At 64.5% G+C, this 14,156-nt stretch carries 9 protein-coding genes, 1 tRNA gene and 1 pseudogene; 8 read left to right on the top strand and 3 right to left on the bottom strand.

Annotation, left to right across the window (positions count from 1 at the left end; all coding sequences use genetic code 11):
- Positions 1-141 precede the first annotated feature (141 nt).
- On the top strand, positions 142-768 hold the full coding sequence (locus ACD578_RS21110; RefSeq protein ID WP_404288222.1) for a LysE family translocator: 627 nt from the start codon (positions 142-144) through the stop codon (positions 766-768).
- Positions 769-783: 15 nt separating this feature from the next.
- On the opposite strand, the gene ACD578_RS21115 is transcribed toward ACD578_RS21110, so the two are convergent.
- Together ACD578_RS21115 and ACD578_RS21120 are read right to left on the bottom strand one after the other, a co-directional pair.
- Positions 784-3,180, bottom strand: a complete 2,397-nt coding sequence (locus ACD578_RS21115) for a transketolase-like TK C-terminal-containing protein (RefSeq protein ID WP_404288224.1) — start codon at positions 3,178-3,180, stop codon at positions 784-786.
- Positions 3,181-3,401: 221 nt separating this feature from the next.
- A tRNA-Gly gene (locus tag ACD578_RS21120) sits at positions 3,402-3,476 on the bottom strand.
- A 148-nt stretch (positions 3,477-3,624) separates the two neighbouring features.
- On the opposite strand from ACD578_RS21120, the gene ACD578_RS21125 reads away from it, so the two are divergent.
- Genes ACD578_RS21125 through ACD578_RS21140 form a run of 4 tightly spaced genes read left to right on the top strand, consistent with a single transcriptional unit; the run spans position 3,625 to position 6,038 of the window.
- On the top strand, positions 3,625-4,152 hold the full coding sequence (locus ACD578_RS21125) for a prolyl-tRNA synthetase associated domain-containing protein (RefSeq protein ID WP_404288226.1): 528 nt from the start codon (positions 3,625-3,627) through the stop codon (positions 4,150-4,152).
- A gap of 51 nt (positions 4,153-4,203) precedes the next feature.
- Complete coding sequence (gene trxA / locus ACD578_RS21130; RefSeq protein ID WP_152709650.1) at positions 4,204-5,109, top strand: thioredoxin; 906 nt, start codon at positions 4,204-4,206, stop codon at positions 5,107-5,109.
- Positions 5,110-5,133: 24 nt separating this feature from the next.
- Positions 5,134-5,805, top strand: a complete 672-nt coding sequence (locus ACD578_RS21135; protein ID WP_404288228.1) for an LON peptidase substrate-binding domain-containing protein — start codon at positions 5,134-5,136, stop codon at positions 5,803-5,805.
- Between the two features lie 11 nt (positions 5,806-5,816).
- Entirely contained in the window at positions 5,817-6,038 is a 222-nt protein-coding gene (locus ACD578_RS21140) for a Trm112 family protein (RefSeq protein ID WP_404288230.1), read from the top strand.
- A 215-nt stretch (positions 6,039-6,253) separates the two neighbouring features.
- Here the strand turns inward: ACD578_RS21140 and ACD578_RS21145 are convergent.
- Positions 6,254-7,137: pseudogene (locus tag ACD578_RS21145) on the bottom strand (HpcH/HpaI aldolase/citrate lyase family protein).
- A 68-nt stretch (positions 7,138-7,205) separates the two neighbouring features.
- Between ACD578_RS21145 and ACD578_RS21150 the strand changes: the two are divergent.
- The 3 genes from ACD578_RS21150 to ACD578_RS21160 all read left to right on the top strand — a co-directional run bounded on the left by ACD578_RS21150 (position 7,206) and on the right by ACD578_RS21160 (position 14,125).
- Positions 7,206-8,900 (top strand): serine/threonine dehydratase, encoded by a 1,695-nt coding sequence (locus tag ACD578_RS21150; protein ID WP_404288231.1) that lies wholly within the window; start codon positions 7,206-7,208, stop codon positions 8,898-8,900.
- Positions 8,901-8,913: 13 nt separating this feature from the next.
- On the top strand, positions 8,914-9,597 hold the full coding sequence (locus ACD578_RS21155) for a carbonic anhydrase (RefSeq protein ID WP_404288233.1): 684 nt from the start codon (positions 8,914-8,916) through the stop codon (positions 9,595-9,597).
- A gap of 106 nt (positions 9,598-9,703) precedes the next feature.
- Positions 9,704-14,125, top strand: coding sequence for a hypothetical protein (locus tag ACD578_RS21160; RefSeq protein WP_404288235.1), 4,422 nt, complete (start codon positions 9,704-9,706; stop codon positions 14,123-14,125).
- Positions 14,126-14,156: the final 31 nt, after the last annotated feature.

Consider the following 14,156-nt stretch of genomic DNA (forward strand, 5'->3'; position numbering starts at 1 on the left):
GCAAAGCCCCTCGGCGGCAAATCCTGTGCAGGCCCGGAATTCCACGAGCGCCGCTTTGCCGCTTTCAGCCAACCGCACTCCTTCTCTCGACACGGATCTGAATCCATGGCTGCATGACCGGACCATCGAACAGGAAATGCCATGACCCTCGAGACCTGGCTCGCCTTCACGGCGGCCTCCGCCGTGTTGCTCGTCATTCCGGGACCAACCATTCTGCTGGTCGTGTCCTATGCCCTCGGACAGGGCTGGCGGACCGCCCTGCCCATGGCCATCGGCGTCGCGCTGGGCGATTTCACCGCCATGACATTATCGCTTCTCGGCCTCGGAGCGCTGCTCGCTGCCTCGGCCACGCTGTTCACGGCGCTCAAGTGGGCAGGCGCCGCCTATCTGATCTGGCTCGGCATCAAGCTCTGGCGGGCCGGCGGAGCCCTCGATGCCAAGCCGCGCACGGATGCTGCGTCGGCCTTGAAGATGCTGAGCCATGCCTGGCTCGTCACGGCGCTCAATCCGAAGGGCCTGACCTTCTTCATCGCCTTCCTGCCGCAGTTCATCGATCCGAAGCTCGCGCTCCTGCCGCAGGTCAGCGTCTTTGCAGCAACCTTCCTGATCCTCGCCTTCGCGAACGTCATCACCTATGCCCTCATCGCATCGCGGGCGCGCAACGTGGTGCAGAGCCCGCGGACGATGCGCGTGATCAACCGAACCGGCGGCAGCCTTCTGATCGGTGCCGGCGTCGCAACGGTAGCTTTGCGGGCGGGGCAGACTTAAAGGCCCCGCCGCGTTTCACACGGCCTTGAGATGCCGGATCGGCCGGCCGGGCGCGATCATCTCGGCGGCTGAGATAATGCCTTGCGCGTCGATGCCGAAATGGCGGTAAAGGTCCTTGATCGTGCCCGTCTGGCCGAAATGCTCGACGCCCAACGAGCGCGTGCGGTGGCCCATGACGGAGCCCATCCAGGCGAGCGTCGCCGGATGACCGTCGATCACCGTGATCAGCCCGCAATGGGGCGGCACGTCGGCAAGCAGGCGCTCCACATGGGACCGCGCATGGACAAGCCCGCGCTCGCGGGCGCGCTGCGCCGCCGTCCAACCGGCATTGAGCCGGTCGGCCGAGGTGATGGCGAGCAGGCCGATGTCGCGTCGGTCCTCGGCCATGAGTCCGACGGCCTCGATGGCCTCCGGCGCGACCGCGCCCGTATAGGCGACGACCACCTGGGCATTGGGGCCGGGCTTTCGCAGCCAATAGGCGCCGGCCCGAACGTCTGAGGCGAGGTCCGGGGTCATCTCACGCTGCGGCTGTTCGAGGCTGCGGGTCGACAGGCGCAGATAGACCGAGCCGCCGGTCTCGTCGCGCAGCCAGGTATTCTCGTCCGCCTCGCCCTCCCCGTTGCGCTGCATGTAGTCGAAGGCCCAGCGCATGATCACGGCAAGCTCGTCGACGAAAGCGGGCTCGAAGGAGGCGAGCCCGTCCTGCGCCATGCCGACGAGCGGCGTACCGATCGACTGATGTGCGCCGCCCTCAGGCGCCAGCGTCACGCCCGAGGGCGTGGCGACGATCATGAAGCGGGCATCCTGGTAGCAGGCATAGTTCAGCGCATCGGCGCCGCGGTAGATGAACGGATCGTAGAGGGTGCCGATGGGCAGGATCCGCTCCCCGAAGAGCGAATGCGAGAGGCCGAGCGCCGAGAGCACGATGAAGAGGTTCATCTCGGCAATGCCGAGTTCGATATGCTGGCCCTTCGGCGAGAATTCCCAATTGTAGGTCGAGGGAATCCGCTCCTTCTTGAAGGTATCGACGAGACTCTCGCGGGCGAACAATCCACGCCGGTTCACCCAGGCGCCGAGATTGGTCGAGACGGTCACGTCCGGCGCCGTGGTGACCACGCGCGAGGCGAGCGCGTGATCGGAGCGGGCGAGTTCGTTGAGGATGAAGCCGAACCCCTGCTGGGTCGACATGGCGGGATTGGCCGGGAAGGCGAGCTTCTCGGGGACCGGCACCTGCGGCGCGGTGTAGCGCCGGATGCCCTTCTGGATGAACGGGATCTCCTTCAGGAATCGCTCGATCTCAGCCTGCGGGAGCTTCAAACCCTCGAACTTGTCCCATTCGTGCCCTGCGCGCACGCCTTGGGTGGCGCGCCAAGCCTCCATCTGGGTCGGCGTCAGCATGCCGGAATGGTTGTCCTTGTGGCCGGCGAGCGGCAGGCCGAAGCCCTTGATCGTATAGGCGAGGAAGCAAACCGGGCGGTCATGCCGGCGCGCTTTCTCGAAGGCGTCGAGCAGGCTCGGCAGGTCGTGCCCGCCGAGATTGGACATGAGCTGCGCCAGCTCCTCGTCCGAGCGCTTCTCGATCAGGCGCGTCACCGGACCCTGATCGCCGAGATCGTCGAGGAGACGCTTCCTCCAGGCAGCCCCGCCCTGGTAGGTCAGGGCCGAATAGAGCTGGTTCGGGCAGGAATCGATCCAGTCGCGCAGGCGTTCGCCGCCGGGCTCCTTGAACGCCTCCTGCATCAGGGCGCCATGCTTGAGGATCACCACGTCCCAGCCGAAATTGCGGAACAGCGCCTCGAAGCGCTCCCACAATCCCTCGCGGATCACGGCGTCGAGGCTCTGGCGGTTGTAGTCGATGATCCACCACGTATTGCGGATGCCGTGCTTCCAGCCCTCGAGCAGCGCCTCGAAGATGTTGCCCTCGTCCATCTCCGCATCGCCCACGAGGGAGATCATGCGGCCTTCGGGCATGTCCTTCGCCCAGCCGTGCGCCTTCACGTAATCCTGCACGAGGCTGGCAAAGAGGGTCTGTGCGACGCCGAGGCCCACCGAGCCGGTGGAGAAATCCACATCGTCGATGTCCTTGGTGCGGGACGGATAGGATTGCGCGCCCTTGTAGCCGCGGAAATTCTCCAGCTTCTCACGGGTCTGGCGGCCGAAGAGGTACTGGATCGCGTGGTAGATCGGGCTGGCATGGGGCTTCACCGCCACCCGGTCCTCCGGCCGTAGCACCGAGAAGTAGAGCGCGGTCAGGATCGTGGAGAGGGAAGCCGACGAGGCCTGATGGCCGCCGATCTTCAACCCGTCTTCGTTGGAACGCAGGTGATTGGCGTTATGAATCGTCCAGGTGGAGAGCCAGAGCACCTTGCGCTCGAGTTCCTTCAAGATGCCCAGGTGCCGCGCGTCCGCCATGTGTTTTCTCCCGTTTGGCCGAGATATACGCTCGAAGCTACGGGGAGGCGAGGCCCAAGCCGGCGGCCGCGCGCATCGTGCGGAAAAGGGGCCCGTTTTTTCGCATCAACGATGCGCCGCAGAAGGGATTGAGCGTCGGATCGGCTTTTCGGAGGAGCTTGAGAAAACGAAAAGCCCGCCAAGCGGCGGGCCTTCGTAAAACTCTCGATTGTGAGAGAAATTGGAGCGGGCGAAGGGATTCGAACCCTCGACCCCAACCTTGGCAAGGTTGTGCTCTACCCCTGAGCTACACCCGCGCTCCGCGATGCGCGAGGCATCGTTGCGAGGCCGTTGATGTGCCCCAAAACGGCTCGTTTTGCAAGTGGGTCCTGCAGAAGTTTTTCAGTAGACCCTTGAGCCTGCTTCATCCGGTCGCTAGAAGCCGGGTGCATTTGGAGGATCATCTTGGCCCATCTGTCTCCGCAGGAACTCCTGGATCGTCTGTCCTCGCTCGGGATCAGGGCCGAGACGGTGGAGCACGAGCCCGTCTTCACGGTGGCCGAATCGAAATCCGTCAAGGAGCAGGTTCCGGGCGCCCATTCCAAGAACCTGTTCGTGAAGGACAAGAAGGGCCGCTACTTCCTGATTTCCGCCAAGCACGACACCGCCATCGATCTCAAGCGCACGCATGAGGCCATCGGCGCCTCCGGCCGCCTCTCCTTCGGCTCGGCCGAGCAGCTGCGTGCCCTGCTCGGGGTCGAGCCCGGTTCGGTCACCGCTTTCGCAGTGGTGAACGATAGGGAAGGCAGGGTCACGATGGTGCTCGACGCCAATCTCATGGAGCATGAGCGGGTGAATTTTCACCCCCTGGTCAATTCCATGACCACCGGCGTGTCACGGGAGGATCTGGTGACATTCCTGCGGGCCACGGGGCACGATCCGCTCATTCTGCGCCTCCCAGAGCCGCCGGTGGAATTGCCAGACAACGCTTAAGCTCCCATTTAAGGAGCGTCTTTCTCACGACTCTCACCTTTCGAGGATCGCATGCTGTCCGATACCCCTGTTCCCGGAACCTCCTCCGACGATCTCGTGAAGGACACCACCACGGCGAATTTCCGCCAGGACGTGCTGGCCGAATCCATGCAGCAGCCTGTGCTGGTCGATTTCTGGGCTCCCTGGTGCGAGCCCTGCAAGCAGCTCACCCCGATTCTGGAGAAGGCCGTGCGTGCCGCCGGCGGCAAGGTGAAGCTCGTGAAAATGAACATCGACGAGCATCCGCAGATCGCGGGCCAGCTCGGCGTGCAGTCGATCCCAGCCGTCTTCGCCTTCCAGCGCGGCCAGCCGGTGGACGGCTTCATGGGCGCCCTGCCCGAAAGCCAGATCAAGAGCTTCATTGAGCGCCTGGTCGGTCCGCTCGGCCCCAACGCGGCCGAGGAGATCCTGGCCGAGGCCGACCGCCTTTTTACCGAGGGCGATATCGGCGGGGCGGCCGAACTCTATTCCGCCGTCCTCGCCCAGGACCCCGAGAACGTCGTGGCGCTGGCGGCACTCGTGAAGCTGCATGTGGAGGTGAGCGATCTGGAGGGCGCCAAGCGCTTCCTCGCCATGGCGCCCGAAGCCAAAGCCAACGATCCGGCTCTCGCCGGCGCTCGGGCGGCGATCGAACTCGCCGAGCAGGCAGGCTCTCTCGGCGACCTGGCGGATCTCCAGCGCAGGGTCGAGACCGACCCCACGGACCATCAGGCCCGCTTCGATCTGGCGGTGGGGCTGAACGCCCGCGGACGGCGTGAAGAAGCTGCCAACCACCTCCTTGAAATCGTCCGCCGCGACCGCAATTGGAACGATGATGGCGCGCGCAAGCAGCTCGTCCAATTCTTCGAGGCCTGGGGCCCTATGGATGCGATGACGCTGGCAGGGCGGCGGAGGCTCTCCTCGCTCCTGTTCTCTTGACGCCCGACGGTTTGGGAGATCGGAATGGGAATGAACGCGGTATACCGAGGGCCGGAGGATTGCCCGTCGGTCATTCCCGTTTTCCCGCTCCCTGGCGCCCTCCTCCTGCCGCGCGGGCAGATGCCCCTCAACATCTTCGAGCCACGTTACCTCGCGATGGTCGATGAGGTGCTGAAAACCAACCGCATCATCGGCATGGTGCAGCCCGATGCGGACAACGATCCCCTGGCGAATGTGCCGAAGCTCTACCGGGTCGGTTGCGCCGGCCGCATCACGCAGCTCGCCGAGACCGGCGACGGGCGCTATCTGATCACGCTCATCGGCATCGCACGCTTCCGCATCGAGGAGGAGCTGCCGCCGGTCAACCTGTTCCGCCAGTGCCGGGTGACGTTCGAGCCGTTCGCCAACGACTTCACCGCCCGCTTCGGCGAGAACGACGTGGATCGCGCCGGTGTGGTGAAGGCCCTGCGCGATTTCGTCAACGCGGTGCATGTGAAGGTCGACTGGCGCGGCATCGAGGAGGCTCCCAACGAGGCCCTCGTCAATGCGCTCTGCATGATGAGCCCCTTCGGCGTGCGCGAGAAGCAGGCGCTGCTCGAAGCGCCCAATCTGAAAAGCCGCGCGGAGGTGCTCATCGCACTGACCGAGATCGAGCTCGCCCGCGGCGGTGCCGGCTCCGACTCGACCCTGCAATAGGAATGACGACGATGGTTCCGGATACGACTCAAAGCGAGACGCCCCAGCCCGTGGAGGCGACACGGATCGACCCCAAACTCCTGGAGCTTCTCGTCTGCCCGCTCACCAAGGAAACCCTCGAATACGATGCAGCCCGGCAGGAGCTGATCAGCCGGCGCGCCAAGCTCGCCTACCCGATCCGCGACGGCATCCCGATCATGCTGCCCGAAGAGGCAAGGCAATTGGCCGATTGAGCGATTTCAGAGGCATCTCGAACGCCTCAGGCGATCCGGGTTCTCGCAGAAGCAGACATCACCCTTCTCTCATGTCATCACCGGCCTTGTGCCGGTGATCCCGATCGAGCAGAGCGCAGCGCCCTTGTGAATCGGGATGGCCGGGACAAGCCCGGCCATGACAGGAGGTTCCGGCGAACAACCCCCATATTCCGCGCCCCGGCCCGGGATGACCTTCACGGCGCCTGTTCTGCGATCGCCTCGGCCAACGCCATTGTCCGCTTCGCCATCTCGGCATGAAGTCGCTCGACCATGCGGCCGTTGAGGCTGATCGCGCCCTTGCCTGCGTTCTCCGGTTCCTCGAAGGCCGCGACGATGGCACGGGCGCTCTCGATCTCTTGCCGTGACGGTGCATAAATCTCATTGGCAGCCGCGATCTGATCAGGATGGATCAGAGTCTTGCCGTCGAACCCGCAATCGCGCCCCTGCTCGCACTCTGTGCGAAAGCCGTCCGCGTCGGACAGGTTGTTGTAGACCCCGTCGAGAATGTCGATGCCGTGCGCCCGCGCGGCGGCGAGCGCCGTCATCAGCCAGGGCAGCATCGCCGCGCGGTCCGGCAGCAGGCGGGCACGGGTGTCCTTGGCGAGATCGTTGGTGCCCATGACGAAGCAGGCCAGCCGCGTGTCGACGTCACGAGCCGCGCTGGCGATGTTCTCCGCCCGGAGAATGGCGAGCGGCGTCTCGATCATCGCCCAGATCTTGGTGCGCTCCGCGGCTCCGAGCTTGCGCAGGCGCAGGCCCACCGCCGCGAGCGTTTCCGCAGAGGAAACCTTCGGTACGAGGATCGCATCGGGAGCGGCCGCGATGGCGGCCGCGAGATCCGCTTCGCCCCAGGGCGTTTCGAGCGCGTTGATGCGAATCACCAGTTCCCGCAGGCCGTAGCCCCCGCCTGCACGGCCGCGCAGACCTGGTCGCGCGCCTGCGCCTTCGTGTTGGGCGCCACCGCATCCTCCAGGTCGAAGATCACCACATCGGCCGCCAGCGTCTTCGCCTTCTCGATGGCACGGGCATTGGAGCCGGGCATGTAGAGGGCGCTACGGCGCGGGCGAATCGGAATCATGGCTTTTTCCTTAGGCGACCGATCGGTTGTAATGCTCTCGGGAGTGTCAGCAAAGGAGATGCCGAAGGATGTGGGTTGCAGGAGTCGACGGCTGCCGGGCCGGGTGGATCGCGGTGCTCATGCGGGTGGACGATCCGAACGCTCACCGCGTCGTGACTGTCCGGACGCTTGAAGCTATCGCCGACGCGCTGGAGCAACCTGCGATCATCGCCGTCGACATGCCCATCGGCCTGCCCGACCGGACTGAAGGATCGGGCCGCCTGCCGGAGCAGCTGATTCGTCCCCTGCTCGGCGAACGGCAATCCTCCGTCTTCGCCATTCCGTCGCGCCGCGCCGTGGAGGCGACCGACTACGCGCAAGCCTGCACGATTGCCGCCGCCACCTCCGATCCGTCGCGGAAGGTGTCGCGGCAGGGTTTTGCCATCTTCCCGAAGATCCGCGAGATCGATGCTTTGTTGCGGGCGCGGCCCGATCTGGTGGCGCGCGTCTACGAGGTGCATCCTGAACTCGCCTTCTGGGCGTTGAACGGAGGCCAGGCGCTCGGCCAGCCGAAGAAGGTGAAGGGAACACCTTACGGGCCCGGCATGGCGCTTCGTCGCGAGCTTCTCAGGCGCTCCGGGCTTCTTCCCGAGGCCCTCATCGAGGCTTCCCCTCCTCAAGGCGCCGCGGCCGACGACCTGCTCGATGCGCTTGCGGGGTTGACCGTGGCGCTGGATCTCGCGAGAGGTGGGGGACAATCCTTTCCCGATCCGCCCGGCCGTGATGCGCACGGCCTTCCGGTCGCCATCTGGACGCTCCGCATGTTGCCCCAATGTTCAACCATGCCCATCACCCGCACCGATATCGAAGCGGCTCATGCCCGCATCGCCCCTCATATCCGCCGCACGCCGGTTCTGAACTTGGGAAACGCCTTCGGCCATGACGGGCCGGTGAGCCTGAAGCTGGAATTCCTGCAGCATGCGGGCTCGTTCAAGACCCGCGGTGCCTTCAACACTCTGCTGTCGAAGGAGGTCCCGGCCGCCGGCGTTGCAGCCGCGTCCGGGGGCAATCACGGCGCGGCCGTGGCCTATGCGGCGAAGCAGCTGGGTGTGAGAGCGCGCATCTTCGTGCCGGAGATCTCGAGCCCGGCCAAGATCGCCGTCATTCGCTCGCACGGGGCCGAGGTGGTGATCGGCGGCGCGCGTTATGCGGATGCCCAAGCCGCCTGCGACCTCTATGTGGCCGAGAGCGGCGCCCTGCGCATCCATCCCTTCAGCGCCGAGAGCACCGTGATCGGACAGGGCACGGCGGCGCTCGAATGGGAGCAGGATGCCCCAGCCCTCGATACCGTTCTCGTCGCGGTGGGCGGCGGTGGGCTCATCAGCGGCGTGTCGAGCTGGTGGGCCGGTCGCGTGAAGGTGGTGGGTGTCGAGCCGGAAGGATCGCGGGCGCTTCACGCCTCCCTCGAGGCCGGGCGGCCTGTGGACGTGGAGGTCGATTCCGTCGCCGCCGATTCGCTCGGCGCGAAGAACACGGGCGATCTGGTCTATTCCATCTGCCGCGAAACCGTCGATCACGTGGCGCTCGTCACCGACACGGCGATCCGCGATGCGCAGAGGCTGCTCTGGCGAGACTATCGCGTCGCGTCCGAGCCCGGTGGCGCGGCGGCACTGGCGGCGCTGATCTCGGGGGCCTATAAACCCCGTTCGGGCGAGCGGGTTGGCGTGCTCCTTTGCGGCGCCAATGTCGAACTCTCCAAGCTCGCCGAGATAACTCACCCGTAATGGAAGGACGCCCATGTTCCCGCAACGTCTGACCGAAGGCTACCGCGCGTTCCTCGACGAGCGCTTCCCGCGCGAGAAGAACCGCTTCGAGGCTCTCGCGGAAAAAGGCCAGTCGCCGGAGGTGATGGTGATCGGCTGCTGCGACAGCCGCGTCTCGCCGGAGGTGATCTTCGACGCGAGCCCCGGCGAATTGTTCGTGGTGCGCAACGTGGCGAACCTGGTGCCGCCCTTCGAGACGGGCGGCGATTACCACGGCACCTCCGCGGCGCTCGAATTCGCCGTGCAGGCGCTCAGGGTCAAGCATATCGTGGTGCTGGGCCATGCCCGCTGCGGCGGCATCCGCGCCTTCGCCGACGACAAGGCCCCCCTGTCGCCCGGCGACTTCATCGGCGGCTGGATGAACCTGATCGCACCGGCCGCCGATCGCATCGGCCCACGGGCAAACACGGATTTTTCCGATTATCTCGCCCGGCTGGAACTCGCCGCCATCGAGAACAGCCTCAACAATCTGATGACGTTCCCTTGCGTCCGCATTCTCGTGGAGCGTGGCAAGCTGCAGCTCCATGGCGCCTTTTTCGGCGTAGCATCCGGCGTCCTGATGGTGCGCGATCCGGAGACCGGGGAATACAGATCCATGGTCGAGGATATGCCCCATCGCGTCTCGATGTTCAGCGCCCGCCGCGTCGACGCGCCGTAGACGCGGTTACCGATCGGCTGGCAGCCGTTCGGTTTATTCCTAGACTGTTTAGATGTTGACGGCCCTAGGACATGTAATAACATGTCTAAGATTTTAGGGGGCCATCATGTCTACTTTATTCGTTTCCAGCGCGCGAACCACCGCAGTTAACCTCGACGCGTTGCCCTATGACGTGCTTCACGTCACGCAAAGCGGATCGATCACGACCGTCAACACGGCGGTCACGGGAGATCCTGGATCGGAGGTTGTCGTCGACGGCTCGCTTCGCTCAGAGGTTCAAGCCATTGTATTTTGGGGGGCCGGTTGCGCCATCACCGTCGGCAGCACCGGGACCGTCCGTGGTGGCACACATGGTATATCCCTGGCAGACAATGCCAATGTAGTGGTCAACAATGGACAGATTTCCGCTTCGTTGACCATCCCCACCACTGCCGCCATCCTCCTCGACGGTTCCGACAATCGTATTTTCAATCACGGAATTCTGTCGGGCTATTACGGCATCAGCGGCACCGTCGACGCAATCAACGGCAGTCTCGACCACATCGCCAATATCGGCAGGATCGAGGCAACCGATACCGGCATTTTCCTTTGGGGAGTGTCGAGCCTCGTGCCCTCCGTCGCATCTCCCGATACTCCCTACGGCGTGTTCAACAGCGGCACGATCGTAGCCGGTGTTACGGGGGTCTTCGTCGAGTCCTCAGGCGATGTAACCAATAGCGGCCTGATCCAGGCTGGCAGCTTCGGCGTTGCCTTCGCCACCGGCGACTCCTTCCTGAGCAATACCGGCACCATCGTGGCGCAGACTGCGGTTTTCGGCTCCGACAGCCGCGACACCCTGCTCAATCAAGGCACGCTCCAGGGCGACATCCTCCTCAACGAGGGCGACGATCTCTATGATGGACGCACAGGAACGGTGACCGACATCGTGAACCTGGGCAAGGGCGACGACGTCGGCCATGGCGGCAGCGGTGTCGAGACTCTCAATGGCGGAGACGGCAAGGATTCCCTCTTCGGCCATGGCGGCGACGACAGCCTCGTTGGCGGCTTTGGGATCGATTATCTCGACGGCGGCGAAGGCGCCGATCTGATGGTCGGCGGCGAGGGCGATGACACCTACGTGATCGACGACGCCAACGACGTTGCGATGGAAGCATCCGGTGGCTTTGAAGGGATCGATCTCATCCGCGCGTCAATCTCCTACGCGCTCGGCACGAATCTCGAGAATCTCTGGCTGACGGGCAGCGCCAACCTCAACGGCACGGGCAACGCACTGGCCAACAGGATTACCGGCAATGCCGGCAGCAACCTTCTCGATGGCGGCATTGGCGCCGACAATCTTGCGGGTAGTGCGGGCAACGACACCTATGTGGTCGACGACCGAAACGACGTCGTGACGGAAGCGGCCGACGAGGGCACCGACGCGGTGCGCGCTTCCGTGTCTCACACGCTCGGGGTGAATGTAGAGAATCTCCTTCTCACGGGCGCAGGCGATATCGACGGCACCGGCAACGACCTCGCGAACAGCATCGTCGGCAACGGCGGCAGCAATCATCTCGACGGCGGCGCAGGGGCGGACGTTCTCGCCGGTGGCGAGGGCAGCGACACCTATACCGTCGATCATGAAGGCGACCTCGTGACGGAGCAGGCCGGCGAAGGCACCGACTCGGTGAGCGCCTCCGTGTCCTATGCGCTCGGCGCGCATGTGGAAAATCTCGTTCTCACCGGATCGGGCAACATCAGCGGCATCGGCAACGAACGCGCCAACGAGATCACCGGCAACGCAGGCAGCAACCTCCTCGACGGTGGTGCGGGGGCAGACCGCTTGGCCGGCGGGCTCGGCAACGATACCTACATTGTCGACGATGCGAGCGACATCGTCACCGAGGGTCTTGACGAGGGCACCGACGCGGTGCGCGCCTCGATCTCCTACGCGCTTGCCGACAATGTGGAGAACCTCGTCCTCACCGGCGCCGGCGACAGCAACGGCACGGGCAATAATCTTGCCAACATCATCGCCGGCAACGGCGGCAGCAACCGTCTCGAAGGCGGCGGCAACGATGACCAACTCGACGGCGGCGCCGGCCAGGACACGGCGGTGTTCTCAGGACTTCTGTCCGACTACACCATCACACGTAGCCCCGACGGCACCCTGACGATCATCGACAACACGGCCGCCCGCGACGGCACGGACACGCTGAAGAACATCGAGTTCCTGCAATTCCAGGACGGCACGATCACCGTACCGACGCGGGCGCCTGTCGCGCCCGCGGTGCAAGGGTCCGTGAACCCGATCAACGAGAACGCCGCGCCGTTCACCCCCGTGGCGAGCGTGCTATCGCCTGGACTTGCGGCCGGGTCTGTCGCTTACTCGATCGCGTCCAATCCCGGCAGCAAGTTCGTCATCGACCCGACAAGCGGCGTGATCAGTCTCGTGGGCGCCGTCGATTATGAATCAACGGAGGATCCCGATCTCCAGACCGAAATGGTCGGGACGCTGGTGCGCAAATTCTATGTACTCAGCGTCAAGGCCACCGAGTCCCTCACCGGCTGGTCCTCCGCGGCCACCCAGGTAAAAGTCTATGTGAGCGACGTCAACGAGGCGGCGACGGGCTTCTCCTTCACGGATGGGACGACGAAGGCCGCGATCAGCGAATCTGCTGCCGACGGCGCCCTCATCGGCGCCCTGCGGGCAAGCGATCCGGAAGGCGATGCGGGGCTCCTCTACGCCTTCGACACCACGGGTGCCAATGGTACGAGCGGCGCCGGCAATGCGGGCGGGCGATTCAGGATCGAGAACGGCCAGCTGAAAGTGGCGGCTCTGACCGACATCACCAAGACCGAAACCTATACGATCACCCTGAAGGTCACCGACAGGAACGGCGGCCCCGGCGCGGTCTCGACCTACAAGGATTTCCAGATCACGGTGAACCCGGTCGGTGACGGCAACGCGCCGCCGTCGGCGCCTCAACACGGCTCGGTCACGGAACTCAGCGAGAACGGCGGACCGGTCGCGACCGTCGCGACGGTGCAGTCGACCGACGACGGTTTCGGCGGGACGACGATCCTCTACGAGCTCGTCGGCAATCCCGGCAGCCTGTTCTCCATCGATCAGAATACCGGCGCGATCTCGTTCAAGGGCGGAGCGAATTACGAAGCTTCCAACATCGAACTTCAAACCGAAAATGCCGGTCAGTCGAACGAGAAGAAGTACTTCAACGTTGTGGTTCGCGCCCGGGAGAGCGGGCAAAACGGGCAGGTTTCCGGCAACACGACCGTGAAGGTTTATCTCAACGACGTGAACGAGGCGCAGACGGGCGCGAATTATGCAGTCAATGCGGTGTCAAAGGACGCTCAGCCCGGCACCGCTCTGGCGACCCTGCAAAGCGTGATCGACCCGGACACGCAGCCGGCCTTCCACAGCTTCTCCTATACCCTGGTGAACGCCGATGGCAGCGCCTACACGGGCAACGAGTTCTCGATCGATGCCGGCGGAAACGTGAAGGTGGGCACAGGCGGGCTGCGCGACGTGCTCGGCTCCACCGTGGTTCCGGTGCACGTGAAGATCACGGATCAGAGCAATGCGGCCTTCACCGTCACCAAACAGATCGATCTGACGATCAAGCCGATCAACCATGGACCGACCGACATCACCCTGTCGAACACCTCCATCCGCGAATTGTCGGCAGCAGGCGACTTCGTGGGCGATCTGGGCGCTGCCGACCAGGATGTCGGCGAGACGTTCACCTACCAGCTCATCGACACCGCCGGCGGCCGCTTCAAGATCGTCAACGGACACGACATTGTGGTCGACAACGGCTTCCTGCTCGATTTCGAGCAGGCGGCTGCGCACAGGATCAAGGTCCAGGTGACCGACAGCGCCGGAGCCTCCTTCGTCAAGGACATCGCCATCGGCGTGATCGACTGGAATCCCGAATCCACGGCTGGCTCGATCGCCAACGACGTGTTCTTTGGCGGCGCCGGCAACGACACGCTCTCGGGCGGGCTCGGCAACGACCGGCTGGTCGGCGGAGCAGGCGCCGACATGCTCAAGGGCGATGGCGGCAACGACACGATCGGCGGCGGCGCCGGCAAGGACAAGCTCTACGGCAGCACCAGCGCGACCAAGGGCTTGAAGGACGCCGACGTCTTCCTCTTCGACACCAACCTAAAGAACAGCAAAACGGAAGCGAACAAGCACAAGGACATTGTCTACGGCTTCGAGCACAAGAAGGATGCCATCTGGCTCGACGGCGACGTGTTCAAGACCCCGGTCTTCACGAAGCTGGACAAGAAGGGCCACGACCTGAAGGCCCAGAAGATCAGCGCCGCCAACGTCGCCTTCGACAGCGCGAAGGACGGGAACGACTACATCATCATCAAGAAGACCGGGGCCAGGAAGGCGCAGATCCTGTTCGATGCCGACGGCACCGGCCGCAAGGCCGCGGTCGAGGTCGCGACGATCAACTACGAACCCAATCCGAAGAAGATGGGCGGGGTGCTCGATCACACCGACTTCTTCATCATCTGATCGACGATCGTCGCGACGAATTCGGCCCCGG

Origin of the sequence: Microvirga sp. RSM25 (assembly GCF_044784385.1) — a bacterium.
Lineage (GTDB): Bacteria > Pseudomonadota > Alphaproteobacteria > Rhizobiales > Beijerinckiaceae > Microvirga > Microvirga tunisiensis.

Coding starts and splice junctions, on each gene's coding strand:
- ACD578_RS21150 (WP_404288231.1), top strand. CDS start 7,206: ATGTGGGTTGCAGGAGTCGACGGCTGCCGGGCCGGGTGGATCGCGGTG.
- trxA (WP_152709650.1), top strand. CDS start 4,204: ATGCTGTCCGATACCCCTGTTCCCGGAACCTCCTCCGACGATCTCGTG.
- ACD578_RS21155 (WP_404288233.1), top strand. CDS start 8,914: ATGTTCCCGCAACGTCTGACCGAAGGCTACCGCGCGTTCCTCGACGAG.
- ACD578_RS21140 (WP_404288230.1), top strand. CDS start 5,817: ATGGTTCCGGATACGACTCAAAGCGAGACGCCCCAGCCCGTGGAGGCG.
- ACD578_RS21115 (WP_404288224.1), bottom strand. CDS start 3,180: ATGGCGGACGCGCGGCACCTGGGCATCTTGAAGGAACTCGAGCGCAAG.
- ACD578_RS21160 (WP_404288235.1), top strand. CDS start 9,704: ATGTCTACTTTATTCGTTTCCAGCGCGCGAACCACCGCAGTTAACCTC.
- ACD578_RS21110 (WP_404288222.1), top strand. CDS start 142: ATGACCCTCGAGACCTGGCTCGCCTTCACGGCGGCCTCCGCCGTGTTG.
- ACD578_RS21135 (WP_404288228.1), top strand. CDS start 5,134: ATGGGAATGAACGCGGTATACCGAGGGCCGGAGGATTGCCCGTCGGTC.